General features: G+C 70.0%; 22 protein-coding genes. 11 read left to right on the top strand and 11 right to left on the bottom strand.

The window, feature by feature from the left end:
* The first annotated feature begins 104 nt into the window (after nucleotides 1-104).
* The 7 genes from POL72_RS34280 (at nucleotide 105) to POL72_RS34250 (ending at nucleotide 11,919) form a co-directional block, all read left to right on the top strand.
* Nucleotides 105-2,816, top strand: coding sequence for a hypothetical protein (locus POL72_RS34280; RefSeq protein WP_272100998.1), 2,712 nt, complete (start codon nucleotides 105-107; stop codon nucleotides 2,814-2,816).
* Complete coding sequence (locus POL72_RS34275) at nucleotides 2,725-3,129, top strand: hypothetical protein (protein WP_272100997.1); 405 nt, start codon at nucleotides 2,725-2,727, stop codon at nucleotides 3,127-3,129. Before POL72_RS34280 ends, POL72_RS34275 begins: the two co-directional genes overlap by 92 nt.
* A 46-nt stretch (nucleotides 3,130-3,175) precedes the next feature.
* Complete coding sequence (locus tag POL72_RS34270; protein ID WP_272100996.1) at nucleotides 3,176-5,077, top strand: DUF4397 domain-containing protein; 1,902 nt, start codon at nucleotides 3,176-3,178, stop codon at nucleotides 5,075-5,077.
* 147 nt (nucleotides 5,078-5,224) lie between these two features.
* Nucleotides 5,225-7,642, top strand: coding sequence for a lysyl oxidase family protein (locus tag POL72_RS34265; RefSeq protein ID WP_272100995.1), 2,418 nt, complete (start codon nucleotides 5,225-5,227; stop codon nucleotides 7,640-7,642).
* Nucleotides 7,643-7,743: 101 nt separating this feature from the next.
* Nucleotides 7,744-9,504: a M16 family metallopeptidase gene (locus tag POL72_RS34260; RefSeq protein WP_272100994.1), complete on the top strand. Its 1,761-nt coding sequence runs from the start codon at nucleotides 7,744-7,746 to the stop codon at nucleotides 9,502-9,504.
* A gap of 10 nt (nucleotides 9,505-9,514) precedes the next feature.
* Nucleotides 9,515-11,119 (top strand): M16 family metallopeptidase, encoded by a 1,605-nt coding sequence (locus POL72_RS34255; protein ID WP_272100993.1) that lies wholly within the window; start codon nucleotides 9,515-9,517, stop codon nucleotides 11,117-11,119.
* On the top strand, nucleotides 11,116-11,919 hold the full coding sequence (locus POL72_RS34250) for a phosphatase PAP2 family protein (protein ID WP_272100992.1): 804 nt from the start codon (nucleotides 11,116-11,118) through the stop codon (nucleotides 11,917-11,919). The genes POL72_RS34255 and POL72_RS34250 overlap by 4 nt, the downstream gene beginning before the upstream one ends.
* Before the next feature lie 69 nt (nucleotides 11,920-11,988).
* On the opposite strand, the gene POL72_RS34245 is transcribed toward POL72_RS34250, so the two are convergent.
* Nucleotides 11,989-13,257: a glycerophosphodiester phosphodiesterase family protein gene (locus POL72_RS34245; RefSeq protein WP_272100991.1), complete on the bottom strand. Its 1,269-nt coding sequence runs from the start codon at nucleotides 13,255-13,257 to the stop codon at nucleotides 11,989-11,991.
* Nucleotides 13,258-13,451: 194 nt separating this feature from the next.
* On the opposite strand from POL72_RS34245, the gene POL72_RS34240 reads away from it, so the two are divergent.
* The 4 genes from POL72_RS34240 (at nucleotide 13,452) to POL72_RS34225 (ending at nucleotide 15,758) form a co-directional block, all read left to right on the top strand.
* Nucleotides 13,452-13,910 (top strand): SRPBCC family protein, encoded by a 459-nt coding sequence (locus POL72_RS34240; protein ID WP_272100990.1) that lies wholly within the window; start codon nucleotides 13,452-13,454, stop codon nucleotides 13,908-13,910.
* 124 nt (nucleotides 13,911-14,034) lie between these two features.
* Nucleotides 14,035-14,493: a thioredoxin gene (gene trxA / locus POL72_RS34235; RefSeq protein ID WP_272100989.1), complete on the top strand. Its 459-nt coding sequence runs from the start codon at nucleotides 14,035-14,037 to the stop codon at nucleotides 14,491-14,493.
* A 297-nt stretch (nucleotides 14,494-14,790) separates the two neighbouring features.
* On the top strand, nucleotides 14,791-15,060 hold the full coding sequence (locus tag POL72_RS34230) for a hypothetical protein (RefSeq protein WP_272100988.1): 270 nt from the start codon (nucleotides 14,791-14,793) through the stop codon (nucleotides 15,058-15,060).
* Nucleotides 15,057-15,758: an RpnC/YadD family protein gene (locus POL72_RS34225; RefSeq protein ID WP_272100987.1), complete on the top strand. Its 702-nt coding sequence runs from the start codon at nucleotides 15,057-15,059 to the stop codon at nucleotides 15,756-15,758. The genes POL72_RS34230 and POL72_RS34225 overlap by 4 nt, the downstream gene beginning before the upstream one ends.
* 81 nt (nucleotides 15,759-15,839) lie before the next feature.
* Here POL72_RS34225 and POL72_RS34220 read toward each other — a convergent pair whose 3' ends face one another.
* From POL72_RS34220 to POL72_RS34175, 10 genes are all read right to left on the bottom strand, one after another.
* A complete protein-coding gene (locus POL72_RS34220) occupies nucleotides 15,840-17,009 on the bottom strand; it encodes a sigma-54 interaction domain-containing protein (protein WP_272100986.1) in 1,170 nt (389 codons plus the stop codon).
* Between the two features lie 146 nt (nucleotides 17,010-17,155).
* A complete protein-coding gene (locus POL72_RS34215; RefSeq protein WP_272100985.1) occupies nucleotides 17,156-17,911 on the bottom strand; it encodes an ABC transporter ATP-binding protein in 756 nt (251 codons plus the stop codon).
* 69 nt (nucleotides 17,912-17,980) lie between these two features.
* Nucleotides 17,981-18,763, bottom strand: coding sequence for an ABC transporter permease (locus POL72_RS34210; protein WP_272100984.1), 783 nt, complete (start codon nucleotides 18,761-18,763; stop codon nucleotides 17,981-17,983).
* Between the two features lie 32 nt (nucleotides 18,764-18,795).
* Nucleotides 18,796-19,656 (bottom strand): ABC transporter permease, encoded by an 861-nt coding sequence (locus tag POL72_RS34205; RefSeq protein WP_272100983.1) that lies wholly within the window; start codon nucleotides 19,654-19,656, stop codon nucleotides 18,796-18,798.
* Nucleotides 19,657-19,723: 67 nt separating this feature from the next.
* A complete protein-coding gene (locus tag POL72_RS34200; RefSeq protein ID WP_272100982.1) occupies nucleotides 19,724-20,761 on the bottom strand; it encodes an ABC transporter substrate-binding protein in 1,038 nt (345 codons plus the stop codon).
* Between the two features lie 206 nt (nucleotides 20,762-20,967).
* Nucleotides 20,968-22,395: a porin gene (locus POL72_RS34195; RefSeq protein WP_272100981.1), complete on the bottom strand. Its 1,428-nt coding sequence runs from the start codon at nucleotides 22,393-22,395 to the stop codon at nucleotides 20,968-20,970.
* A gap of 243 nt (nucleotides 22,396-22,638) precedes the next feature.
* The gene (locus POL72_RS34190) at nucleotides 22,639-24,168 is read right to left on the bottom strand and encodes an amidohydrolase family protein (protein WP_272100980.1); all 1,530 of its coding nucleotides are present in this window, start codon (nucleotides 24,166-24,168) and stop codon (nucleotides 22,639-22,641) included.
* 132 nt (nucleotides 24,169-24,300) lie between these two features.
* Entirely contained in the window at nucleotides 24,301-24,537 is a 237-nt protein-coding gene (locus tag POL72_RS34185) for a hypothetical protein (RefSeq protein ID WP_272100979.1), read from the bottom strand.
* Nucleotides 24,538-24,955: 418 nt separating this feature from the next.
* Nucleotides 24,956-25,852, bottom strand: a complete 897-nt coding sequence (locus POL72_RS34180) for an STAS domain-containing protein (protein WP_272100978.1) — start codon at nucleotides 25,850-25,852, stop codon at nucleotides 24,956-24,958.
* 292 nt (nucleotides 25,853-26,144) lie between these two features.
* Entirely contained in the window at nucleotides 26,145-26,510 is a 366-nt protein-coding gene (locus tag POL72_RS34175; protein ID WP_272100977.1) for a DUF1428 domain-containing protein, read from the bottom strand.
* Nucleotides 26,511-26,519: the final 9 nt, after the last annotated feature.

Raw genomic sequence — 26,519 nt, 5'->3', positions numbered from 1 at the left:
GTTGTTCCAGGAGCTCACCGGTGGCATTTCGGCCACCGCGACGATAGGGGGTTCGCCGCTGCGAGCCCGGGGAGTTGGCATCGATGCGTCAAGGTCGGCGTTGGGTGACGATGAGATCGCTGGTGCTGTTGCTCGGGGTCGTGTCCGTGGCCGGGTACAGCTGTGGAGGTGACGATACCGGTGAGCCCCCGGAGGACACGAGCGGCGGCGGCACCGGCGGTGCCGGCGGCAGCGGCGGGGTCGCGGGCGGTGATAACGGCGGAAGCGGCAGCACCGGCGGTACCGGCGGGGTCGCGGGCGGCGATAACAGCGGAGGCGGCGGCACCGGCGGTACCGGCGGCAGCGGCGGTGACGGGGGGGGCACGCCGCCACGTCAATGCGCCCCTGCCCGATCGCACGAGCCGATCCCTCAGCGCCACTCGGCGACGGTCGAGGATGCCCTCGATACCTTCAGCAATCTCTCGGGGGAGATCGAGATTCAATGTGGCAACTGCCACAAGGCCCCGGCAGAGCAAGGCGACTTCTCCTACACCGGCACTCCGGAGAACCTGTGCAATGCGCGCGGCAAGAGCGGCAAGACGCCCGTTGACGTCATGCTCAGCGGGGAGATGCCCTACAAGATCGGCGGGCAAGAGGCGCTCGGCCGGCGGGTGCAGGCGTGGATCGAGCAGGGGTGCCCTGCCGGCACGTACGTCCTCCCGAAGGGCGAAATCCACGTCGATCCCGACGTGGATTTCGTGACCCCGCGCGAGATCGGCGATGCGCAGACGGAGCTCGGGAACTGCATCCCCGACGCCGAGATCGTCGGTCGAGACGAGGAGGTGGATGAGCGCTTCGCCGCGATGCGATCGTTCGAGGACCTCCCGGTCAAGCTGTCGGAGACCGATTTCGTCTCGCTGGACGCCGAGGTGCTCGCGCGCAGGGGGACGCTCGCTTACGCGCCGACCTACCCTCTCTGGTCGGACGACGCGGCGAAGCTCCGCTTCGTGCACGTCCCGGCGGGGCAGGCCATCACGTACGACCCGGAGGCGAAGAGCCTCCGCATCCCCTCGAACAGCCGCTTCTACAAGACCTTCTTCAGGGCCGTGGTCGAGCCCGACGGCGCCACGCGATACCGCAAGATGGAGACGCGCATCATCGTGACGCGCGAGCAGGCCGAGGACGCGATCTTCGGCACGTACGTGTGGAACGCGGAGGAGACGAGCGCGAAGCTCCTCGGGACCGGGCTCGATCCGGCGTCACCGGACAGCAGGGAGCTCTACCTGAACGGTGAGCCGTTCCCCGACTACGTCCGCCCTTACACGGCCAACGAGACCACCGGTGCACTGCAGAGCTACGCCGTGCCCGGTGCGACGCGATGCGTGGCGTGCCACACGGGCTCGGAGAGCGAGAGCTTCGTCCTCGGCATCACGCCCTTCCAGCTCCACAAGCGACCCAAGGGGGAAGGGGGCGTCTACACGCCGGACGTGCTCGCCGACGAGCTCAATCAGCTGGAGCGTCTCCTCGCGTACGGCGTCGTGCGCGGCACGTTGGCGACCCTCACGCCCGACGACTTCCCCAGGCTCGAGGAGTCCGCGCTGCCCCGCCGGCCGCGCAATGACGACGAGCTGAACATGCAGGCCTACATGGCAGGCAACTGCGCCCATTGCCATAACCCGCGCGGCTATGCGGTGGCGAGCAAGGCGACGCTGCGAGGCCTGGATATGTCGCCTGGCGGGAGCATCTTCGGGTTTCACATGGATACCGTGGGCTCGGACGGGCGGCTCTACTTTCCTGGTGTGCCGGCGTCCTTCGATGAGCTCGTCATCCAGAGCTCCATCCCGGTCGGAGGTATCTACCGCCGCGTCGTCCTGCCCACGGGATCGTGGACTCCCCGTGCGTTCGGCCTGCCCGTGGAGAACGAGGAGGTCAACGCGTTCTTCAACCTCCACATGCCGATGCACACGGCGTCTGTCGACTGCCGCCTGCCGGTCCTCGTGGCGCGCTGGTGGGCGTCGGTGCCGCGCGATTACGAGCGCGGGGGACGGGAGGCGCCGGAGGATCCGGAGGCGATCGAGCTCGCCACGCGCGCGGCGGACGCCGCGGAGGCGCGTGCCCTTCACGACTGCGAGCAGCATCGCGAGCTCGGGTGGGTGCTCGAGGACACGACCGAGCGCTATCCGTACGTCCCGCGCAACATCGACTGGAAGACGAAGCTCGACGACTGGATCCGCGCGGAGGAGGTGACGAGCGAGCACGAGGCGCTGGCGAAGAAGGTCTACGCTCAGGGGTTCTTCATCCCAGGCTGCGCGTTTCCGGACGACGCGCCAGAGCCTGAGCCGGTGGAGCAGTGGATGATCAATCCGGGGACCGGGAGGCCGCGCCGGCCGTGGAGCGCGATCTACTGGGCCAACCCGGGGGAGCATATCTACGCCGGTATCTGCACGAATTGCCATGGGATTTACGGAGACGCCCAGACCGGCGCGGCCAGGGCGCTCCGCGCGACCTCCGGGGCGAGGGTGGCGAGCTTCGTGGACGGGCTCTTCGGCCCGCGCTGGGCCCCCAACGAGAACCTCGCCACGTTCCATGGGCCCGACGCGGGGGAGGGACGGCCTCGGGCCCGACGGGGCGGCGAAGTACCTCGTCTGGATGGCGACGGGGGGCACCACCGTTTCATTCGGCCGTACCACGGAGGAGGAGAGGACCTTCTTCAACGTCTTCGTCGACAATCGGATCGTGGCCGCGGTGCCGATCCCGCTCGATCCGGAGACCGCGAAAGCCGCATTCAAGAGATCGAAGGCGAACATGCTCGGCGTTGCGCGCGCCGCCTGCGATGAGATCCGCACCGATGCTCATCGGTTCGGAGCCCTTTACGACGCCGCGGCCGCGAGCGGGAATTGGAGCGTCATCCTGGGCAGCGCCGTGGCTCCGGAGTTCGGCGTGCCCATGTGGAGGGACGTGTGCACGCTCAGGAACCCTCTTACGGACGAGCTCCGCACCGCGGACGCGAGCTCGCCGGAGGTCGATGCATGGCTCCGGAGAGCGGCCTTCAACGCCGGTGTAATGGCCTACATCTACATGCGTGACGAGCTGACGAAGGGAGTCATCGCGGTTCCGCGTGACGCCTGCGAGCTGAAGTTCCCGCGGTAGTGAATCGTTCTGGCGCGTGCGACGCGCTACACGGAGATGTGTTACGATGAAGATGCGTCAACGATGGCTGATGATGGTGGGTGCGCTGGCCGGGCTTTCGATCTTCACGAGCGCTTGCGGGGACGACGATACCTCATCATCGTCGGGGCAAGGCGGAGGTGGGACCACGAGCGCCAGCGCCAGCACGTGGTCGGGCGGAAGCTCTGACGGCGGCGGCGGCATGGGCGGCACGGGCAGCGGCGGCGGCACGGGTGGCGCTGGTGGCACGGGCGGCAGTGGCAATGCGGGCGGCGCTGGTGGCACGGGTGGCACGGGCGGCAGCGGCAACGCGGGCGGCGCTGGCGGCACGGGCAGTGGCGACACGGGCGGCGCTGGCGGCACGGGCAGTGGCGACACGGGCGGCGCTGGCGGCACGGGCGGAGCTGGTGGCACGGGCGGAGCTGGTGGCACGGGTGGCGGCGATCCGGAGGAGTGTGGCCTGCCGCCGGACACCGACCCTGAACCCAAGGTCCGCTTCATCAATGCCCTTCTGCCGAATCGCACGAACTTCCCGGTGGGGAGCGGCGACCCGCCTGCGCTCCGCCTCTACGTGAACGGGGCGCCGGTGCCCGACGTAGAGGCAGTGTCGCCCAGCAGGGTCGCCGCCTCTGTCACGAGGTACGCCAAGGTGACGGCGGGCGCGATCACCTTCTCGGCACGAAGCGATGACGGAACCAGCGGTGGCGCAGGCGACGCGCTCACGATCTCGGCGGATCCGCTGACGATTGCCCCTGGGACGCGCTACACGATCGTGGCCGTCGGAATCCTGGGCACTACCAGCCCGACGGGGCCGCAGCTTCTCATCGCAGAAGAGAAGTTCACGACGCCTTCATGCAGCGAGGTCGGCCTGCGCTTCGTGAACGCCGACGCCAGCGTGGGGCCTCCGAAATCGTTCTACATCGACCGAAGCGCCACGGCCGTCGCGGCGCTCGACGGGTTCACCGTCAGCGCTCCAGAAGGCCTGCTCGTGCCCCAGTCGCCACGATCGATCACTGTCACCGCGTCGAGCAGCTTCGGTCCGACGGGTCAGGCGCCGTTCTCGTTCTCTGCAGCATCGCTCGTCGGTGGGCGATCGTACTTCGTCATCGAGACCGGGGAGCCGACCCGCGTCGTCGCCGATGCGCGCGCACACGGGTTGCTCGTCGTCCCGGCGGGGGACGACTCGCCTGCCACGTTCATCAACCGGGATCCGCTCGTCTATCTCTTCCACGCATCGCCGCCGCCCACGCCGTCGCCCCTCGAGGTGTACTCGGGCACGGAGAGGATCGCCATCAACCTGACGTATGCGCAGGCGCCGACATACACCGATCTGCCGCCGGGTGAGTCGACGCTCTCAGTCGTCGCGCCCGGCTCCGGTGGCGGCGATGGCTCGGGTGACACCGTGGTGGTCGGCGCCCAGCCGACGGGCCCGCTGGAGCCCGGCGCGATCTACCTGGGAGGTCTCCTCGGCATCGCCGGAGAGACGGGCGACAAGGCGCTGCAGCTCAAGCTGTGGAGGGTTCAGCCGGAGCTGCCCGAGACGGTCACCAGCACGCGCGTCATGTTGATCAACGCCTCGGCGGCAGCGCCCTCGGTGGATCTCGGCCACTGGTCGGTCAATGCAGATGGGACCCAAGGTGAACCGTTTACACCCGTGCTCACGGACGTCGCGTACGCGTCGGCCAGCGCCAGCACGGCCGTCGAGTTCGCGGCGCCGAGAGCCGCCGGCCGGCAATGGGTAGGAGTTCGACCGGTCGGATCGGCCGACGGCATCCGGAGCGCCGCGAGAAGCCTGTCACCGACCTGGTATGCCGCTGTCCTCCTGGGAGACTGGAGCTCATCCGACCCAGCGAGCGCCGCGCGGCTCATGTTCATGAGAAATCTCGGCATCGCCTCCTCGGCTGTTTTCGTGGCGTTGCCGACTCCCTGACCGGTCGAAATCCTGCGCCCTCGCTCGACCGTCCTGATCTCCTCGCGCGCCCCCTCACGATACGCAGCTTGCCTGGCGGCCTGCGGGAGCGGCACACGCCTTCCGGCCCGCGCGGCTCGTCTGCTACTGCTGATGACCAGGGTGCACATGAAGAACGTCGTCGAAGCGCTGTTGATGGGCTCATGGCTCCTGGCGGCCGCCGCGTGCGGCGACGACGGGCCGACCGAGCCGCCCTCGGGCACGGGAGGGGGCGGCCCGGGAGGCGGCGGCAGCGGCGGCGGTGTATCCGGGAGCATCCGTTGCCCCCTCTCGGACATCGTGTGTCCCGGAGGCGCGCGGTGTCAGATCGACGCCGAGGGCAAGCCGTCGGGCTGCGCCGCCGCGTGCGACGCGGCGCGCGCCTGCGGCGACACGGCGTGCTGCAGCCCCGGGGCCACGTGCGCGCGCGGCGTCTGCGAGGCGGCGGACCTCGTGCTCGGGCCCCCGGAGCGAGAAGAGCCCGTCACGTTCGCCACGGTCCGCGTCGACGAGGACGCGTGCGAGCTGCTGCACGGGTGCGTCGGCGCGAGCGGCCGGCGGGCGCTCATGCGCTTCCACGTCTCGCTCGAGAACGCCGGCGACGTTCCGCTCGAGCTCGGCGCGCCCTCGGAGAGCGACGTCTTCGAGCCGAACTTCTGCGAGGACAGCTACGTCGTCCCGCGCTTCTTCCGCGCGCGCCTCGGCCAGGGCGGCGCGGTGGTCGCCGAGGCCGAGCTCGACGCGCGCTGCGTCGCGATGCCAGGCGGCCAGTACGGCTGCGACGCGCAGGGCCTCGGCCCAGGAGAGCACGTCGAGCAGCCCGGCACCCTCGCGTGCAACGCCCTCGACGTGACCGGCGTCCCGGCCGGGCGCTACGAGCTCGAGATCACCGTGAACCCGAACAGGACCCTCGCCGAGGCGCGCTTCGACAACAACACGATCGTCCTCCCCGTCGATTACACCGCCTGCGACGGCACGATCTGCGGCGGCGCGTGCTGTCCCAGCGGCCACGCGTGCGAGGCCGGCGTCTGCATCGTGCCCGACCTGCGCCCGGACAGGCAGCGCATCGTCGACACGATCCAGTTCTCGTACCAGACGTTCCCCAGAGACGCCTGCGAGCTCATGGAAAGGTGCATCGGAGGCCCCGGCCGGCGGCATCTCCTCGAGTTCGAGGGGCGCGTCGAGAACGCAGGGCCGGGCCACCTCGACCCCGGGCCCGAGTTCAACAGCCCGCTCTTCGAGTACGCGCAGTGCCACCAGCACTTCCATTTCCTGAACTTCACCGATTACCGGCTGGTGGACGCGGGGGGCGAGGTCGTCTCCCAGGGGCACAAGCAGGCGTTTTGCCTTGTCGACATGGAGCCTCTCGATCCTTCGTCCCCCGCGCCGCGCGGCTACCCGACCTCGGGAGGCATGGGGTGCAACTTCCTGAGCGCGGGGTGGGCCGACACGTACGACGTCGGCACGCCGTGCCAGTGGGTCGACGTGACGGACGTGCCCGAGGGGGACTACACCCTCCGCGTCACCGTCAACCCGATCGGCGCGATCGCCGAGCAAGCGATCGAGAACAACGTGGTCGAGGTGCCCGTCCATGTCCCGGCGTTCGCGCCCTGCGAGCCCGAGCCGGAGATCTGCGGGGACGCGGTGGACCAGGACTGCGACGGGCTCCCCGACGACGGCTGCCAGGGCGAGGGGTGCGCCTCCCCGGTGCCCGAGGTGTGCGGCAACGCGGTCGACGAGAACTGCAACGGCGTCCCGGACGACGGCTGCACGCCGATCCCGGGCGCCGACAGCTGCGAGACGCCGGGAGAGCTGACGGGCTCGATGGATTACGCGGCGGAGATCACGGCCGAGAACACCTCCGATGTCGCGCTGCCGTGCGGCGGCAGCGGCGGCGAGGTGTTCTTCCGGTTCACGCTCCCGTCCGACGAGGTCGTGTACCTCGGCACCCTGGCGTCGGACGTCGACACGGCGCTCGCGGTGCTCGAGGGCGACGGGTGCGGCGGCCCCCCCGTCGGCTGCGCGGCCGACAGCTGCGGCGACGCCGCGCCGGGCGCGCACTTCGCGGCCAGGCTCCGGGCCGGGACCTATACGGTGGTGGTCAAGGCCTCGCGCCCCGAGGCGCTCGGCACGGTCCGCCTCAGGTTCCAGCGCGCGTCGTGCCTCGGCGAGAGGGCCGGGGTCATCTCGGGCAGCGGCCTCATCAGCGGCGACACCACCGGGGCGCCGATCCCTCCCAGCTCCTTGTGCGGCGCGAGCAGCCCTGAGCAGACGTTCTATGTCCCTGTCTGCCCGGGGACGTCCACCGTGGTGTCCTCGTGCGGCCTGACCGGCTTCCCGATGACGATCAAGACCGCGGACGACGCATGCAATCCCATCGACATCGAGTGCTTCGGCCCGCTCAGCGCCTGCGCGGGCGAGAGGGAGGGCGTGAACTCCCGGATTTACGGGGCACGACCGGGAGGGAGCCTCGGCGCCATCACCGTAAAGGGGCGTACTCCGGTGGATTTCGGGCCGTACCAGCTCTTCGTCGCGCCATTCCAGTGACGGGAGCGCAGCGCCGAGCGTGAACCGCGCTGCGCTGCGCCTCCCTTTCCACGAGCGAAGATTGCGCTCGACCTCGGGCGATCTGCGCTAAAACCGCGCCCATGCGAGCCCACCATCGGTCCGAACGGACGCGCCTCCGGGCGCTCTCGTCCCTGTCGAGCGCGCTCGTCGCCGCGCTCGGCCTGACGTTGCCCGCCTACGCCGCGCCCCCGGCCGCGGCGCCGGCGCAGCCTGCGGCGGCTCAACCTGCGGCCAAGCCCGCGCCCGCGGCGGCGGCGCCGGTCGCGACGAAGGCGCAGCCTGCGGCGGCGGCGACCAGCGTGAGCGTCGCGATCCCGGTCGAGAAGTACACGCTCGAGAACGGGCTCGAGGTGGTCCTGCACGAGGATCACCGCACGCCCGTCGTGGCCGTCAACGTCTGGTACCACGTCGGCTCCAAGGACGAGCCGCGGGGGAAGAACGGCTTCGCGCACCTGTTCGAGCACGTCATGTTCCAGGGCTCGAAGCACGTGGGCGAGGACATGTTCTTCAAGTACCTGGAGCGGGCCGGCGCGAGCGATCGCAACGGGACGACGAACACCGACCGCACCAACTACTTCGAGACCGTCCCCGCCAACGAGCTCGCGCTGGTGCTCTGGCTGGAGAGCGACCGGATGGGGTGGCTGCTCGACCACGCGAACGAGGCGACCTTCACGAGCCAGCGCAATGTCGTGAAGAACGAGCGCCGCCAGAACTACGAGAACGCGCCCTACGGCCTCGTGCCGCAGTTCGTCCGCGCGGCCCAGTTCCCGGAGAGCCACCCCTACCACCTGCTGACCATCGGCACGCCCGAGGATCTCGACGCGGCGCAGATGGACGACGTGAAGGCCTTCTTCCGGACGTTCTACGTGCCCAACAACGCGACCCTCGTCGTGGCGGGCGACATCGAGCGGGGCAAGGCGAAGGAGCTCATCCAGAAGTACTTCGGCCCCATCGCGAAGGGCGCCCCGCCGCCCGTGGCGACGAAGCCCGACCTCGGCGACCTCGCGACCGAGAAGCGCCTCGACATCGAGGCGGACGTGGAGCTGCCCCGCGTGACGATCAGCTGGGTGACGCCGCCGAGCTTCGCGCCCGGCGACGCCGAGCTCGACCTCGTCGCCAACGTCCTCGCCTCGGGCAAGACGAGCCGGCTCTACAAGAAGCTCGTGTACGATCTCCAGATCGCGCAGGACGTCTTCGCGTTCCAGCAATCGAGCCAGCTCGCCAGCACCTTCCAGATCACGGCCACGCTGAAGAAGGGCAAGTCGCCCGAGCAGGCCCTGAAGCTCATCGACGCGGAGCTCGATCGGCTGCGCAAGGCGCCGCCGACGCAGGACGAGCACGACCGGGCCCAGGCCAAGGTGCTCTCGGAGCTGGTCTTCAGCATGGAGCAGGTGACGGCCCGCGCGAACGCCATCAACAACTACAACCAGCTCACGGGCGATCCGGGGTACTTCCCCAAGGACGTGGCCAGGTACGAGAAGGCCACCGCCGCCGACCTGCAGAAGGCGACCGCGGATCTCCTGCCCCAGGGCAGGCGCGTGATCGCCCTCGTCACGCCGAAGCCGGGCGCCCCGAAGGCCGGGCGCCTCGTGAAGCAGACCGGGGCGGCGGCGCCCGCGACGGCGGGCACGAAGCCCACCGCCGCGGCGCCCGCGGCCGCGGCGAGCGCAAAGCCCGCGGTTCTAGCGCCTGCTGTCGCGGCCCCGCCGGCGGGCGCGAAGCCCGCCGCGGCGCCCGCGACCGACAAACCGGCGGCCGCGCCGGCCATCATGAAGCCCGCTGGCGACAAGCCTGCGGTCGACAAGCCTGCGGCCGGACCGGCCGCGCCGAAGGGGGGTTGAGCCCATGCGCATGAAACGAACCGTCTCCGCCTCGCTCGCAGCCGTGGCGCTCGCCGCCTGCGCTCCGGTCACCTCGACGCCGCCCCCCGCGCCCCCCGGCGCGCCGCCCCCCGCCGCGGCGCCGCCCGCCGCCGCGGCGGCGGACGACTTCCGCAGATCGCCGCCTCCTCCGGGGCCGGAGGTGGTCTTCCGGCCGCCGCAGATCGAGGAGGCGAAGCTCGCCAACGGGATCCGCGTCCTCGTCGTGGAGCGGCACGAGCTTCCGATCGTGGCCGTGGACGTGACGACCGTCCGCGGCGCCGATCAGGCCGAGCCGGGCGTCGGCGCGTTCGCGGGCGCGATGCTCATGCAGGGCACCAGGACCCGCAGCGCGCTTTCGCTCAGCGACGCGCTCGGCAAGCTCGGCGCGAGCTTCTCGTCCGCGGTCGGCTTCGACGGCGGCGGCGTGGAGGGCCAGAGCGTGACGCCGCGGTTCGGGGAGATGCTCACGCTGCTCGGCGACGCGTACATGAACCCCGCCTTCGCGCCGGCCGAGATCGAGCGCGAGCGGTCGCGCCGCATCACCCAGCTCGCCGAGATGAACGATCGCCCCGCGTCGCTCCTCTCCATCGCCCAGGCCCAGGTCCTCTACCCCGAGGGCCACCCGTACAACGCGCCGCTGATCGGCACCGAGGCGGCGCTGAAGAAGATCACGGCGGGCGCCCTGGCGAAGTTCCACGCCGCGCAGTTCCGGCCGGAGCTGACGACCGTCGCCATCGCCGGGGACATCACCAAGGCCGACGCGGTGAAGGAAGTGGAGCGGGTCTTCGGCGCCTGGAAGGGCCCGGCCTCCGCGCCGCCCGCCCCCGCGAAGGCGGCGCTCCCCGCCGATCCGCCGGCGATCGCCGCGGGCGCGCCGCGCGTCGTTGTCGTCGATCGGCCTGGGCTCACGCAGTCGACCGTGACGGTGGCGCTGCCGGGCGTGCCGCGCGCGACGACGGACTACGACGCGCTGCTCGTGATGAACACCCTCCTCGGCGGGCAGTTCTCGAGCCGCCTCAACCTGAACCTGCGCGAGAAGCACGCCTACACCTACGGCGCGCGCTCCGGCTTCGACATGCGCCACGGAGCCGGCCCGTTCTCCGCGGGCGGCGCCATCGTGCGGGAGAACACGGGCCCCGCCGTGCGGGAGATCTTCGCGGAGATCGACCGGATGCGGAGGGAGCCCGTCACGAGCGAGGAGCTCGCGGACGCCAAGGCGAACCTCATCCGCCAGCTGCCGGCGCGCTTCGAGACGGCGGACGCGACCGCGTCGACGATCGCGGGCCTCGCGGTCTACGATCTGCCGCTCGACGAGTACGCGACGCGACCGGCGAGGCTCCAGCGGATCACGGCCGCGGACGTGCAGCGGGTCGCGCAGAAGTACCTCGCGCCCGAGCAGCTCCGGGTCGTCCTGGTGGGCGACGCCGGCGCTGTCGGAGAACAGCTCTCGGCGTTGCAGCTCGGTGAGGTCATCGTGCAGAAGGCGCCAGGCGTGACGGCCGGGCCGGCGGCGGCGGCCGGCAAGCCGGCGGCGCCCGCGCAGCCTGCCGCGCCCTCGAAGCCCGCAGCGCCCCCCGCAGCGAAGAAGCCGTGAGGTACGCCGCGCTGCTCGCCTGCGTGTGCGCGCTGGCGTGGAGCGCGCCCGCCGCCGCGCAGACGGGGCCGGCGGCCCCGGACTGGGCGTTCGGCACGCCGGGCGGCGAGGTGGCCCTCGCCGCGGCCTGCACCGCCTCGCTCGCGGCGTACCTGCTCCCGCAGCGGCGCTCCGGGTGGGGCGCCGCCTCCAGCGAGGAGCGCAACGACGCGATCGGCCTCGCCAGCGATATCACCGGCGCCGCAGCGGGCACGCTGCTCCTCCTCGGCAGCGGGTACGCCCTCGAGGGCAGCTACCTCGGGGGCGCCGGCGTCCCCCGCCCCTACGCGCGGGCGCTCAGGACATCGCTCATCGAGGTCGAGGCGGCGGCGCTGTCGACCGGCCTCTCGAACGTGATCAAGCGCCTGGCGGGCCGGTGCCGGCCGCGCTCGTGGCGGACCGATCGGTGCGGCGAGACCGACCTCGATTTCGACGCCTTCCCCTCGGGTCACACGACCCCGGTGGCCGCCATCGCGGGCGCGCGCCTGAACCTCGCGCTGCGCACGACCGGCGACGCCGCGCCGCGCCTCGGCGCGCTCGCCCTCGCCGAGGCGGCCACGGTGGTGACGATGGCGCTGCGGATCGGCGCCGGCGCGCACTCCTGGCAGGACGTCGGCGCCGGCATGATCCTGGGCCACGTGACGGGCTTCGCGATCGCGGCCGTCCACCCGATCCAGCCGACCAAGGCCCGGTACGCGGCCGGCGTGATGCCCGGCCCGCCCCCCGAGCCCGCCGCGGTCACCTGGTCGTGGGCGTTCTGATGCGGCCGTCGAGAGGCCGCCGGGGGCCCGGCGACCGGGAGCGTGCGCTCTGCTCCCGGGCCGCCCGCCTCAGAGGCCCATGCAGCTCGCGTAGTACGTCACGGTGGCCGGCCAGTCGGAGAAGACGCCGCGGACGCCCACGTCGCGCGCGAGCACGTCGAGCATCACCATCGTGTCGCCGTCGTTGTCGATGCTGTCCGTGACCGACTGGTAATAGTAGCCCCCGCCGCTCGCCAGCGGGCCCGAGCGCTCGAGCGTCCATGTGATGATGTCGAGGCCAGCGGCCTTGGCGGCCTCGGCGTAGTCCGAGGGCACGATCCGTCCTTTGCCGTCGAGCGTCACGAGCGCGAACATCGGCGGCGCGATGATCTTCACGCCCTGATCCGCGAGGCGCTGCATCCCGGAGACCGCCTCCTCGTACCCCTCGGCGGTATCGACGCGCTCGTCGAGGTACACGGCCTGCGCGCCGAACTCCGGCTCTCTCGCGAGCCAGTAGAGCACGTCGTCGAGGCTGAACGACTGCGCAAACACCTGCTTCGGGTCGATGTCGGCCGCCTTGTACTCGTCGATCATCTGCTGCGCGAAGTCCTGTTGCTCGTACTCGCCCTCGTACGGCATCTCCACCTCCGGGACCTTGAGCTCCGGGGTGAACTTGACGCCCAGGCTCGAGAAGAGCTCGATGCTCTCGGCGTGCGTGAGCAGCGTGCCGCAGCTGGCGTAGAGGTCCGTGCGGAATGTGGGCGTCGCGGCCATGTACTCCAGGGCCGTAGCCGCGTCCGGGTTCGCGGAGTCCATCTTTCCGCAGAGCCGCTTGAACTCGGCGAGGGTGATGTCGCTCGTGCAGCACTTCGCCGACGCGGGCGTCCCGGCCTCGGCGTCGGCCGGCGCGAACGGCTCCGAGCACTTCTCGGCGAGCTCCGGGATCGTGAGGATGTTCGTCGTCGTGTGGAGATCGCACTGGGCGTGACGGCACACGAGCTTTCGGTCCTTGGTGAAGGTCACGTCGCACTCGACGATGCCAGCGCCCATGCGGGCGGCCGCCTCGTACGACTCCCTCGTGTGCTCGGGGAACTGCATGCAAGCGCCGCGATGGCCGATGGAGAAATCGGTCCGCTGGAAGGGCCCCTCGGAGCACGAAAGCAGCTTCTCCTTCAGCTCGCCTTCTTCCATGTCCGCGACGAGGTAATACGGCCGCGGGCCGAGCTGCACGCTGAACTGCCCGGCATCGTCCTCGGCCGGCGGGGCCGGCAGCGGCGCGGGCTGCACCGACTCGTCGCCGCTGGAGCACGCGCTCAGCGCAGCGACAGGCAGCGCGACAAGCGCCGTGGCCGTGCTCAATCTGGCGCTCTTCCTGATCATGAGACGCTCCCCTCTGGGTGGATTGAAGTTTGGACGGTACTCACGTGCTCCTGTGAGAATATGTCGTCAGCGAAACAACAAAGCGACATCCCCTCTCCGGCGTGCCGTCGCCAGGAGCGACGGCATGCGTGTGTGCTTCTCGAAGAGGGGCGCGATGCGATCCATGCTCGCGCATGCCCACCTTCGAGAAGCGCACGCGCATCGCCGCGCCCCCCGAGCGGGTCTTCGCCTTCCACGAGGAGCCTGACGCCCTCGAGCGCCTCACGCCCCCCTGGGAGCACGCGCGCGTGCTGGAGAAGACCGGCGGCATCCTCGTCGGCGCGCGCGTGGTCGTCGAGACGCGCGTCGGCCCCGTCCTGCTGCGCTGGGTCGCGGAGCACACGCAGTACGAGCGGGGCCGGATGTTCCAGGACACGCAGCGCAGCGGGCCGTTCAAGCGCTGGGTGCACACGCACCGAATGGACCCCGACGGCTCGGGCGGCTGCTACCTCACGGACCGCGTGGAGTACGAGCTCCCGCTCGGCGTGCTCGGCCGGCTCGGCGGCGGTCGCTTCGTCCGGCGCAAGCTGGAGCGGATGTTCGACTACCGCCACGAGGTGACGCGACGGGCCTGCGAAGCCCCGCCGCGGTAGCCCGCTCGCCGACCGCCGCGTCCGCCACGTCCGCCGCGCGGCCCACGCCCCGCTGGTTGCCAAGGCGTACGCCGGACCCAAGTTGCTCGCAATGCCGCGGCACGCGGCGGCGAGGAGAAGGAGCATGGCTATCTACCGTTGCGGCCGTTGCGGCTCGATCAACCGGGTTGCGGACCAGAGGATCAAGGATCGGCCGGTCTGTGGCCGCTGCAAGGCCCACCTCGACACGACGGGCGCTCCGCAGCCGGTGGACGGGGCCGCGCTCGAACAGGCGATAGCGAGCTCTCCTGTCCCCGTCCTTGTCGACTACTGGGCCACCTGGTGCGGCCCGTGCCGTGTCGTCGCGCCGACCCTCGACGAGCTCGGCCGCAGGAATGCGGGCAAGGTGCTGGTCCTCAAGGTCGACACCGACGCCGATCCGGCGGAGGCCGGGCGCCGGCGCATCCAGGGGGTGCCCACCTTCGTGCTCTTCAACGGAGGGCGAGAGCTCGATCGCCGCAGCGGCGTGACCTCGCGCGCCGATCTGGAGCGCTGGATCGAGACCAAGGCCGGGCAGCCCTCCACGCGCGCGAGCCACGCTTGAGCGCGCGCCGCGGGCCCTGGAGGGAGCGGAGCTGGGGAGCGGGGAGCCGAGAAGCGCGGGCGACGCGAAGCGCCTGGTCGATGTCACAAGCGCATCTTCAATCAAGCGTTGCGCGTCCGGCGACGCAGGCGTGGCGTTGAAGAATTGGTTCATTCCGCGTCGATCGACGCAGCCATTTGGATTTCTGCGTGCCTGCGACGCGCTGCTGTGAGGTGCGCACGCGAGGCGAGCAGAACTTGGCCGCTTAACACCGTTTCGGCGTAGTCACGCGCCGTGCCGAGCACACCGCACGAGGTTTTGATCGTCGCATTGCGCGAGCAGCCGGGGTTGCTCGGCGCGCTCGTCTCCAAGCTCACCGGCGTGCAGCTGCCGCGGCGCCTCAGGCCCGCCGACGCCACGCTCCGCTTCGTGAAGCCGGCGGAGCTGCGGCTCGATCTCGTCCTTCATGGCGGCCGGCGCCGCTGGGTCCTGGTCGAGCTCCAGCGCAGCGTCGACCGGCCAAGCGCCGCCGATGGCCCCTCGCGGCCAGCCTGCTCTTCAGTCAGACTGGCGCGCTCGGCGACGTGATCGTCATCACCGCGCGCCGCGCCGTCGCCCGCTGGGCCGAGCGCGTGGCGTGCGCGCGGACGCGCCTCGGGACGTTGCTCCAGCTCAAGCCGGTCGTGCTCCACCTCGGCCACGCCGAGGGCAAGGCGCTGCTCGACGAGCGCCACCCGGAGCTGGCGCTCTTCGCGGCCTGGGCCATGCAGCACCGCCATGGGCCTGGGGCGCGCGCCGTCGTCGAGCGCGCGTTCGAGCTGACCGAGCGGCTCCCGCGCGCGTTGCGACGGGCCCAGCAGCGTGCGATCCTCTCCGTGCTCAGCGAGCGAATGCTGGAGCTCCTCAGGGAGGCCTCGATGAACCCCGACAAGATCCCGGAGACACCCGCTGCCCGGAAGCTCCGCCTTTTCCTCGAAGCGCAGGGGCGGAAGAAGGGCCGGGCCGAGGGCGAGGCCAAGGGCCGGGCCGAGGGCCGGGCCGAGGGCGAGGCCAAGGGCCGTCAAGACGCGCTGATCACGCTGCTGCGGGCGCGCGGGCTCTCCCCCTTGCAGGACGAAGAGGCGCGCATCCGGGCCTGCGCCGACACGGCGAAGCTCGATCGGTGGATCGCGCAGGCGGCCACGGCCACGACGGTGCGAGAGGCCCTCGGGATCAAAACCCCGGCCGCGAGGGCTCGCCCCCGCACGCCAGGTCGCCCCCGGCCGACCTCCCCATCGCGCTCCTGAGCCGCCCCCGCCGGCATCGCTCGCCTCACCGCGCCCGCCGCACCCCGCACAGCCGACCTGACGCGCTCGCCCAGCGCCCGCTCAGGTCGTCCCCGGGGCGCGCGACGCGGAGCTCGCCTCTCCTCGCCCGAACGCCGCGGCCGCCGCCCCGCCGCGCGACGCCCGGTAGCGCGCCAGCTCTCCGAACTGCGCGAGCCGCGCGCGCACGATGTTCCTGCTGATGCCGAGCAGCCTCGCCGTCTGGAGCTGGTTGCGATCGCAGTAGCGGTACGCCGTCCGGATGATCGTCTCCTCGATCTGCTCGTGCAGGTTCGGCAGGTTCTGCTCGAACAGCGCGAGCAGCGCGCCCTCCAGCGCCGTCGCCTGCGGCGTCGGCCTCACCTGGGACACCGCGTCCGTCGCCCCCTGCTCCGGCGGAGGAATGCTCGCCCCCGCCTTCGGCTGGAGCGCCGTCAGGCGCAGATCCGCCGGGGTGATCTCCTGGCCTTTGCAGACAAGGAGCGCGTGGTGCATCGCGTTCTCGAGCTCCCGGATGTTCCCGGGCCAAGGGTGCCCGAGGAGCCGCGCCGTCGCCTCCGCCGTGAGCACGGCCGGCCCCGAGCCGAGCCGGTGCGTGTAGAGCTCGATGAAGTAGCGCGCCAGCGGGAGGATGTCGCCCGGCCGCTCGCGCAGCGGCGGGAGCGACAGCGTCGCCACGTTGAGCCGGTAGAAGAGATCCTCGCGGAACTTCCGCGCGATCACCGCCTCCTCCAGGTTCACGTTGGTCGCCGCGATGAGCCGCACGTCGATCGGGATCGGCTGGCGCGAGCCGAGCCGCACCACCTCGCGCTCCTGCAGCACGCGGAGCAGCTTGACCTGGAGCGGCAGCGACAGATCCCCGATCTCGTCGAGGAACAGCGTTCCGCCGTCCGCGGCCTCGAACCACCCGGCCTTCGAGGTCGTCGCCCCCGTGAAGGCGCCCTTCTCGTGGCCGAACAGCTCGCTCTCGACGAGGGACTCCGACCAGGCGCCGCAGTTGACCGCCACGAAGGGCCGCCCCCGCCGGTGGCTCAGCGTGTGGATGTGACGGGCCACGATCTCCTTGCCCGTGCCGGTCTCCCCCGTCACGAGCAACGTCGCGTCGCTCGGGGAGAGCTGCCGGATCCGCTCGAGGATCGCCTGCGAGCGCGGATCCTCGAAGACAAGCGCCTTGGCGCGCACGGAAAGGGCCAACGAGCTCGTGTTGGGAAGCGTGAGCAATGGCATCGTCATCGGGCTTCACTCACCATGATAGCGGACGGTTCATCCATTATAACGGATGCACCTGCCATGCGCCAGAGATCTTTCTCTGGCGCGACCCCACCGGTTGTCTCGGATGGCTTCTGGCCTTCCGTCACGCTGCGCCTCGATCCGTCGCGCTACGCCTCGAGGAGATAGCCGCGCACCTCGTCGACGAGGGCCTTGATCTCGTGGTCGGTGCGGGACCTCGGGCGCGGCGCGCTGACGGGGACGACGCGCTTGATCCTCCCGGGCCGCGGTTCGAGCACGACGACGCGATCGCCGAGGAACACGGCCTCCTCGACGTCGTGCGTGACGAGGATCATCGTGATCTGCTCCTCCTGCCAGATGCGCTGGAGCTCCTGCTGCAGCTTCGCGCGGGTCAGCGCGTCGAGCGCGCCGAACGGCTCGTCGAGCAGCAGGATGCCCGGCCGGTTGACGAGCCCTCGCGCGATCGCCGCCCGCTGGGCCATCCCGCCGGAGAGCTGGTGCGGGTAGGCCCGCTTGAACGCCGACAGGCCCACGAGCTCGAGGTGCTCGTCGACAGCGCGGGCCTTGTCGGCCTGCGTCCACGCCGAGCTCTCGAGCCCGAGCGCGACGTTCTGCTCGATGGTGAGCCAGGGGAAGAGCCGGTGCTCCTGGAAGACGATGCCCCGATCGAGGCTCGTCCCCTCGACGCGCGCGCCGCCGACGAGGATGTCGCCCTCGTAGTCGCCGTCCAGCCCGACGAGGAGCCGGAGGAGCGTCGACTTCCCGCAACCGCTCGTGCCCACGACGCTGATGAACTCGCCGGGGTGAATGGTCAGGCCGATCCCGCGGAGGACCTCCAGCGGCTTGTCCTTGACCACGTACTTCTTGCTGACGTCGCGAATGTTGATGACTCCAGGCGAGCCCATGAGTTCCTCCTCGAAGCAGACGAAGCAGACGGAATCAAACGTTGAAGACGTTGACGACGTTGACCACGTTCACACGCCGCGGACACGCCATCGCAACAGGCGGTCTTCCGCCGCCTTGGCCAGCGCGTTCAGGCCGAAGCCCACGAGGCCGGACACGATGAGCCCGACCAGCACGACATCCATGGCGAAGCGCTCGCGCCCGTCCACCATCAAGCTGCCGATCCCGGGGGCGGGCTCGAGCAGGTACTCGGCCCCGAGCGTGCCGAGCCACGCGTAGATGAGCCCCTGGTGCACGCCCGCGAAGAGCGACGGCGCGGCGGACGGCAGGATGACCTTGCGGAGGATCTGCCACCGCGAGAAGCGGAGCACCCGCGCCACCTCGATGTGCTCGACACCGACGCTCCGCACGCCTTCATAGGTGTTCACGACGACCGGGTAGAAGGCGGAGAGCGCGATGAAGGCGACCTTCGCCTGCTCGCCGACGCCGAGCCACACCGACATGAGCGGGATCCACGCGAACAGCGCGACCTGCTTCGCGGCGTGGAAGCTCGGTGAGAACAGCTTGTCGGCGGAGCGCGAGACGGCGAGGAGGCCGCCGACGGCGCCGCCCGCCACGACGCCCAGCGCGAGCCCAAGGAGATCCCGGACGAGGCTGGCGCTCAGGTGGCCCCAGAGCTCGCCGCTCTCATGAAGCGCCCTCGCGGCCTCCCAGACCGCGAGCGGCGGCACCAGGATGCGGGTGTTGGCGAGCTCGTAGCGGCAGACCACGAGCCACGCGACGAACAGCAGGACGGGCAGGACCAGGCCGCGCCGCAGCCGCGGCTGGATCAGAGCATGGGTGATGGCGCTCATCGTTCGATCTCCGGTAAGGTTCCGGTGAGATGTTACAGGGCCGCCCGCCGCCAGCGGAGGAGGCGGGCCTCGATCGCCTCGAGCCCCTTGTCGAGCACGAGCCCGACGATCCCCACGACGAGGATCGCCGCGAGCACCACGTCGAGCTGGAACAGCTGGCGGCCCCAGACGATCAGGAATCCGACGCCCTCGGAGGACGCCAGGAGCTCGACCGTGACGAGCGACAGCCACGCTTGCGTCAGGCCGTAACGGATGCCGACGGCGATGGACGGCACCGCGGCGGGGAGCACGACCTTCCGGAGCAGCTGAGCATGGCTGAACCGGAAGACCCGGGCCACCTCGATGTACGATCTCGGCACGTTCTTGATGCCCTGGAACGTGTTGATCGCCACCGGGATGAGGCTCGCCTGCGCGATGAGGATCAGCTTGAGCGACTCGCCGATCCCCGCCACCATCATGACCAGCGGAAGCCACGCGAGGGCGGGGACCTGCGAGAGCGCCTTGAAGAGCGGGTGGACGTGCTCCTCGATCCGCCGCGAGAGCCCCATGGCGATGCCGAGCGCGAGGCCCGCCGCGCCGCCCGCGGCGAAGCCGCCGAGGACGCGGCCGAGGCTGACGGCGATGTTCGTGTGCAGATCGCCCGAGCTCGCGAGCTCGGTCAGCGTCTGCAGGACGAGCCCTGGCGCCGGCAGGATCTGCGCCGGGATCAGCTCGCGCTGCGAGGCGTAGCTCCACGCGAGGAGGAGCGCCGCCGGGAAGACGAGCCCCACGGCGACGTTGCCCACCCGCCGCGACAGGAGCCGGGAGGCGCGGCCCGCGGGCAGCGCCACGTCGGGCGCCTCGAGCTTGTAGGCGGCCTGGGTCTGGCTTTCTTGAATTCCCTGCTGCGTCATCTTGGTTGCCTTTCTCTCGTGGCGTTCCGCCCTGCCCTGCGCTGGGCCCCTTCGCCGCGCGCTCCTCTCATGACCTCCCGGGGTGCTTGACCTTCCCGTTCACGTCGAACTCGGGCCAGTAGCCCTCGAGGTTCAGCTCCTTCAGCGCCGCGTTCAGGAACCGCAGATCGATCCAGGAGTCGACGTCGAACGTGTTCCTGATCAGGCCGAACCGCTTCGCGTCGACGACGGCCGCCTTGTAGCGGGAGATCAGGTATTCATCGAACAGGGGGCTCGCGCGCACCTTGAGCGAGTCGCCCGTCTGGTCCGCCTTGAAGTTCGAGTACGGCACCCCCGACTTGGACCAGAGCTGGTAGATCGGCGCCGGGTTGGCCTCGTTCTGCGCGATCCAGTGGGCGGCCTGCACGACGACCTTGACGACGCGCTTCGTGATGTCCGGATACTTGTTCGCGAAGTCCTCGGTGACGATCAGGTGGGCGTGCCGCAGGTAGGCCGGCGAGTCGTTCTTCGTCGAGTAGACGATCTTGGCGACCCCTTGATCCTGGAGCGTGAGGAGGTCGTATCCGCCGAAGGCGGCGTCGATGTCCCTGGTCGCCAGCGCCGCCTTCGCGGTCGCGGAGTCCATGTTGAGGATCCGGAGATCGCGCTCCGACAAGCCGCTGCCCGCGAGGATCTTGTTGACGGCGAGCTGCAGGTTCGTGCCCTTGAAGAGGGCGACCTTCTTCCCCTTGAGGTCCGCGAGCGACGCGATCGACGAGTCCGCCGGGACGGCCAGGTAGGTGTGCTGCCTCGTCGACACCCCCGCGAGGAGCTTCGTCTTGAGCCCCCCTGCCCTCCCGATGCTCGACGGCAGGTCTCCCTGGAGCGCGAAATCGAGCAGGTGGTTCGCGTACGCCTCGTTGACGGCGGGCCCGGCGCCCTTGAAGAAGGACCACTCGATCTTGATGTTGTCCTTCTTGAACTCCTCCTCCAGGAGCCCCCGCGCGTGCACCACGCTCAAGCTGCTACCGCCGACGAACGGCCGGTTCCCGATCCCCACCCCCGCGAACGCCACCCGGATGACGCTAGGCGCGTCCGCCCGCGCCACATGCGCAGACAACGTCAAAATCGCCGCCACCAACATCTGCACAAAAATCAAAGCTCGTCTCATATTTTTCCTCACTGAATTCATTGCCACGCGTCGCCGAGCGATGCTCGCCCGCACAGGAGACGGGCCCAGATCGGCGTCTTCGGCGCGCAGGCGTACTCCGGTACGCCGAGCACCGAAGACGTCGAGGTGGGCCCGTATCCGAAGCGGGCGAGCATCGCTCCTCAGAAGCCGCCTTGGAGCTGGGCTAGGATTTCGTGCGTGGCCCCCTCTGTGCTCGTGCGGTCGTCTCGACGGTTGAGGTTGAGCTGGAACTTCGTCGTCTCCGCGAAGAAGACGTTGAAGCCGAGCGTGTAGACGTCGACCCGGTTCTCTTTCACCTCGGTGCTCGGGTCGAAGAGGTCGACGCGGAGGAACGGCTGGTAGGTCTTCGGCCACCAGTCGTCGTAGCGGCCCTGGTTGCGGTAGCCCCTCAGGAACTGCTCGCCCCAGTTGTAGAAGAAGGTCGCCACGTGCGACAGGCTGGTTTGCCTCGTCTTCCGAGGGTCCTCTGCCGTCGTCCCGAGCGTCGCGTCGTCCTGGCCGTAGATGAACTCGTAGGTGACGCCGATCGGATAGTGGTTGTAGTAGATATCGCCGCCGAAGCGGCGCTTGACGCCCTTTCCGGACAGCGTCTTCTTCTCGTCCTTGAGGAACGTGTTCTGCCAGCCGATGTACGCGCTCCCGCCGAGCGTGATCTGGCGGAGGATGGAGTTGTAGTCGGACGGCACGGTGAACGCGAGGCGGCCGATGATGTCCTTCTCGCTGTTGTCGTCGGTCGTGTTCGGCCCGCTCCCGTTGACGATGCCGATCGCGTAGGCGAGGATGGGCGCCCGGTAGTTGTAGCCGTAGTCCACCTGCGGCAGGATGTCGCCGCGGACGATGAGCCCGAGGTCGCGCCGGTTCAGCCCGAGCTTCGTCGTGAACTGCGCGTTGGTGATCACCGGCTTCAGCTCCTCGCTCGCGGGGACCTCCAGCCCGAACGGCAGGAGCTGCTGGCCCAGGGTGACCTGAAGGACCCAGTCCTCGGGGGCGAGGGTGGGGAGCACGGAGTACGCCAGCTGCGCGTCCAGCAGGTTGAGGAAGCTGTTGTTGCTCGCCTGCTGGGGCGAGGCGCCGAAGCGCACCGAGTAGGTCAGGTTGCGGCCTTCCTCGTAGTCCTTGTAGAGGATGCCATTGAACGTGAGGGTCGCGGCGCCCGTGTCGAACGTCACCTTGCGATCGTTCGAGGTCGCCGTGTTCACCGGCTGCTCCGTCCATCCGATGCGCGCCTGGATGACGCCGCCGACGAGGAGGGAGCGGGTCGAGAGGGCGGTGTGGAGGTCGCGCTCTCGCTGCCACTGGAACTTGAAGTTCTCGAGGTCGGTGACGAGCCCTTGCAGGTCGTCGCGCGTGACGGCGTTGGGATCGGGCTCGACGAAGGCCTCCGCGGCCGCGTCGCCCGCGGGCGGGGTGCCGGGGGGCGGCGCGCCGGGAGCAGCCGGGGCGGCGGCCGCGGCGCCCGGCGCGGCGGGGGCCGCGCCAGCAGGCGTCGCGCCCGCGGGCGTCGGAGCCGCGCCAGCAGGCGCAGGCGCCGCGCCAGCGGGCACAGGCGCCGCGGCGCCGGGGGCCACGCCGGCAGGCGCGGGGGCCGCACCACCGGGCGCAGGTACAGGACGCTCACCCTGGGTTCTGCCGGGCGGGTTCTGCGCACTCGCCTGCGTCACGCAAAGGACGATGGTCGTCGTCGCGAGGATCGATGAGAGGGCGGTTCTTGAGCGGTCGAGCAAACGCATGAATGGATCCAGAGGGGTTCGTTGATTCACAGTTACCGTCGGGCGGGGCCGCTTCCGTCGCCCCGCCCCGGCGCTCCACGTTCAGGCCGCCTTGCTCTTCCGCAGCTTCTGCTCGACCGCGGTCCCGGCGAAGAAGCCGGGGTTCTTGCCGGCAAAGAAGTTGTAGGGATGGGTGAACACGAGATCGCGGAAGTTCGCCTCCGTGAGCGCCCCGCGCTCGACGAGGCTCCAGGTGTCCGCGAGGACCTCGGTCAGATCCGGCACGTCCCAGTGGCCGCTGTCCGACGCCCAGAAGGCGTTGAGCTGCACGCCGAGCGGGTTGACCTTCGTGTTGAACGCGTACGCGATCGTGGGGTCGTCCGCCTCCGAGCCGAAGTAGAAGTTCGGCACGTACCGGTCCCGGATGTCCTCGATCCGCTCGATGCCCGCCGCCGCGAAGTCGTCGAGCGCGCCCGCGTCCTGCGGCTGCCTCCGCGAGTTGTTCGAGACGCCGAGCGCCCCGCCGAGGACAGCGTTGATGTCGCCGAGCCGCGCCGCGACCTCCTCTCCGCCGTACTGCTGGTACAGCGCGTACAGCAGCTTCGCGTCGATCAGATCGGGGTTGTAGTTCTGGACCGCCCTGCCGTTGCGCTTCTCCCAGTGTCCCACCAGATCCGCGAACAGCGTCGCGCCCCACGCCGCCCCTCCCTCGAGGAAGCCGACGCGGAGATCGGGGAACCGGCGGGTCACGCCGCTGAAGAAGAGCGACTTCGCGAGCGCCTCGGAGGCGGAGGCGAAGTGGCCGATGTGATTGTACATGTAGCTCGAGACCGAGCTGCGGCTGGTCCACCCCATCCCGGCGGAGTGGGTGGTCAGCACCGTCCTGAGCTCGACCGCCTTGGCCCAGAACGGGTCGTAGTTGTGCTCGCTGTCCACGCCGAACGTGTCGAGCCAGTTCGCGTGCCGCGCGACGTCCGGGTGGTGCCGCGACGGGTACTTCTCGGCCACCGACCGGATCGGCCGCCGGAGGTTGCCCGGGATGAGGGCGACCTTGAGGCCGAGCTCACGCACGGCGAACTCGAGCTCTTCGACGCCCTCCTGCGGCGTGTGCAGCGGGATGGCCGCGACAGGCGTGAGGCGGTCGGCGTACGGCCGGTACACGTCGGCGTGATAGGCATTGACCGCGCGGATGAGCACCCGGCGCAGATCCTCCTTGCCGACGTGGGTGGCGAACGTGGAGACGTTCGGGAAAAGAACCGCGTAGTCCGTCCCCGACTCGCCGAGCCGCTCGTGCAGCAGGCTGGGCAGCGACACCGTGGCGAGATCGAGGGTGTTCTTCGTCGGCAGCGCCCACCACGGCGGGCGGACCGAGCGCTGCGCCGCGCGCTGCTCGGGCGTGAGCTCGTACCACTCGTTGCTCAGGTAGCCGAAGCCCCGGTTGATCGCGTCGCGGAACTCGTCGACGGACTTCGCGCCGCCGTACTTCGCGATGTAATCCTCGAGGATCGGGGCGAACTCGATCGTGTGCAGATCGGTGTCGATCACCGGGTAATCGAGCTTGTCGCGCACCACCCGCGAGCGAGAGGTCTTCTTGCCGTCTTTCAGCGAGAGGTGAGAGGATGAGACGCTCATGACGATGACTCCATGGCGCGATCGCGCGGTCACGCGGCGGCCATCGGCGCCGGGCAGCCGCGCCCAGGGCGCACGAGGCCGCGCGCCGACCAGGCGCCCGCTCCTGTGCTGAGAATGTGAGAGGCCTTCGAGCTAGAGCGCCGCGAGCGCGGCGCCCCTACAGCGCGTGGCGGTCCATCGCTCGACGTCAGCGCCGATCCGGCGGGGCGCGAGCCGCTGCGAGCGCCAGGAGAGCGCCTGCGCGCAGAGCTCGGAGCGCGTCGCGAGTCGACGCCACACGACGCCTGGCGCGCCCGGGAGGGCGTTCGTCAGGATCGTGCTCACGAGAATGGATGAGACCGCGCGGGGCGCGATCACTGGATCTTTCATGGCTCTCTTCAGGTCAACACTCGTCCTGACGCATTGCATTGCGCGGACCAAGCCTTCACCGTGGCCAGCAGAGCAGGTCGGGCGGAAGCACCGCAGATGCGCTCGGCCTTGTGACCGCGCGCTCGCGCTCCAGCGCGCCGCCCCGGGGGAGAATTCAGAGAGGGCTCGATGGCCCCGACGCCTCCCGGCAGCGAAGGAAACTGGCCGCGCGCGGCACACGCCGCGCACTCTGTCAGGAAAGAAGCTCGACGCTCGTTGCGCCGCTGCGGGTTGCGTTCTGCATTCTGCATGCGGCGTACCAGGCTTATGTCCGCTTCAAAAGACGTGGATCCGTTATATCAGACAACCCCGTGCTGCTGGAGCAGCAGGCGGGTGCTGCCCGGGTGCTTCTGCAGCAGCAGCCCTCGGGCAAGGTGCGTCATGGCTTGGACGGCGACGCGGATGCCAGGCTCATCCCGGTCGCGAACGAGATCGCGCTCTGCAGGTCGCGGCGGGTCATGATGCCGGCGAGATCGATGTCGAGGTGGACGATGGCCTGGGACACCTCCGGCCGGATCCCCGTCAGGACGACCTGCGCCCCGAGCAGCCGGACCGCCCGCGCCACCTGCAGGAGGGCGCTCGCCGAGGCCGTGTCGATGTGCGGCACGCCGGTGACGTCGATGATCGCCACCCGCGCCTGCCGCTCGACCACCTTGCTCAGCAGGTTCTCCATCATCTGCTGCGCCCGCGCCGCGTCCAGCACGCCCACGAGCGGCAGCACGAGGACGCCCTGGCTGATGGGAACGATGGGCGTCGACAGCTCCAGGAGCGTCCTCGCCTGAAGCCGGAGCGTATCCTCGAGCCGCTTCCGGTCGGTGATCACCTCCGTGAACAGCATGATCCCGCCGATCTCGCCGATCGACTTGTACCAGGGAAAGATCTTCCAGCGCACCCAGTCGACGCTCCCGTCGGCCCGCGGGAAGGGCTCCTCATCATTCGATTCCGTGGCTCCTGCGAGGCAGCGCCGGTGGATCGCCCTCCAGTGCTCGGGGATCTCGGGGAAGAGATCGTAATGGCACCGGCCGATGATATCCCGCTCCTTCATGCCGAAATCTTCCCGCCAGCGGTGACTGGCCAGGATGTAGCGCATGTCGTTATCGAACATGGCCACCGCAGCCGGGCTGTAGGTGACAAAGACGCGCGCATGCTCCTCGCTCTGGCGCAGCGCCGCCTCGAGGCTATCCCGCGCCTCCTCGGCCTCCTCCAGCTCCCGGATGCGCTGCTTCAGCTGCTGGTTCTCGGCAACGACAGCCGTGTAATCCACATCACCGTTCATCCGTACCCTCGGTTCCGTCCTGGTCTGTATATCAAAGAAGCGCGGTACGTGGCGCTCGACCGGCACACGCGTGCGCTACCGAGGGGTGAGACAAGGTTGCAGCCGTCGAGGCCGGCCGCTCGTGCTCGTGCGGGGGATCAAGCGGGGCGCCCTGCGCCAGCGTTCAGCGCGCTTCGTGCGCGGCCTTGAAGCCGGTGCTGTCCAGGTCCCCCATGTTGAGCATCGCCTCGGGGAACCGGGCCGCCTCCGCATACCAGAGGTGCGGCGTGATCTCGTTGGCCCTTGTGCTCGCCTAACGCTCCTCTCCGCTCGAGTCGAAGAGGACAGCGAACCCGCCCCAGATCATGCGCTTGGGGTCGAAAGGTGGATTCTCCGTCATCTGCATGCGCGGGTCGTCCTTCATCTTCGCGCCCGCCTGGTCGCGCACCTCCTTCGATGGCCACACGATCCAGGAGAACACGATGGTCTCGCCTGCCTCGGCCTTCACCGCGCCCTTGAAGTCGGTGATCTTGCCGTCGGGCACGTCGTCGCCCCAGCACTCGACGACGCGCGTCGCACCATACTCCTTGAAGACCTCCGCGGCCTTCACGCAGGCCTCGCGATAAGCTGCCTTTTTGTCCGTGGGCACAGGAGTGACAAAGCCGTCGATGTAGCTCATGGGCGCGAT

The sequence above is a fragment of the Sorangium aterium genome (assembly GCF_028368935.1).
GTDB classification, from domain to species: Bacteria; Myxococcota_A; Polyangia; order Polyangiales; family Polyangiaceae; genus Sorangium; species Sorangium atrum.
The sequence above is the reverse complement of the archived record's forward strand: the minus strand, read 5'-3'. Positions and strand labels throughout refer to the sequence as shown.

Coding starts and splice junctions, on each gene's coding strand:
- POL72_RS34265 (WP_272100995.1), top strand. CDS start 5,225: ATGAAGAACGTCGTCGAAGCGCTGTTGATGGGCTCATGGCTCCTGGCG.
- POL72_RS34215 (WP_272100985.1), bottom strand. CDS start 17,911: ATGGGCTCGCCTGGAGTCATCAACATTCGCGACGTCAGCAAGAAGTAC.
- POL72_RS34220 (WP_272100986.1), bottom strand. CDS start 17,009: ATGACGATGCCATTGCTCACGCTTCCCAACACGAGCTCGTTGGCCCTT.
- POL72_RS34210 (WP_272100984.1), bottom strand. CDS start 18,763: ATGAGCGCCATCACCCATGCTCTGATCCAGCCGCGGCTGCGGCGCGGC.
- POL72_RS34185 (WP_272100979.1), bottom strand. CDS start 24,537: ATGAAAGATCCAGTGATCGCGCCCCGCGCGGTCTCATCCATTCTCGTG.
- POL72_RS34270 (WP_272100996.1), top strand. CDS start 3,176: ATGAAGATGCGTCAACGATGGCTGATGATGGTGGGTGCGCTGGCCGGG.
- POL72_RS34205 (WP_272100983.1), bottom strand. CDS start 19,656: ATGACGCAGCAGGGAATTCAAGAAAGCCAGACCCAGGCCGCCTACAAG.
- trxA (WP_272100989.1), top strand. CDS start 14,035: ATGGCTATCTACCGTTGCGGCCGTTGCGGCTCGATCAACCGGGTTGCG.
- POL72_RS34260 (WP_272100994.1), top strand. CDS start 7,744: ATGCGAGCCCACCATCGGTCCGAACGGACGCGCCTCCGGGCGCTCTCG.
- POL72_RS34180 (WP_272100978.1), bottom strand. CDS start 25,852: ATGAACGGTGATGTGGATTACACGGCTGTCGTTGCCGAGAACCAGCAG.
- POL72_RS34240 (WP_272100990.1), top strand. CDS start 13,452: ATGCCCACCTTCGAGAAGCGCACGCGCATCGCCGCGCCCCCCGAGCGG.
- POL72_RS34190 (WP_272100980.1), bottom strand. CDS start 24,168: ATGAGCGTCTCATCCTCTCACCTCTCGCTGAAAGACGGCAAGAAGACC.
- POL72_RS34255 (WP_272100993.1), top strand. CDS start 9,515: ATGAAACGAACCGTCTCCGCCTCGCTCGCAGCCGTGGCGCTCGCCGCC.
- POL72_RS34175 (WP_272100977.1), bottom strand. CDS start 26,510: ATGAGCTACATCGACGGCTTTGTCACTCCTGTGCCCACGGACAAAAAG.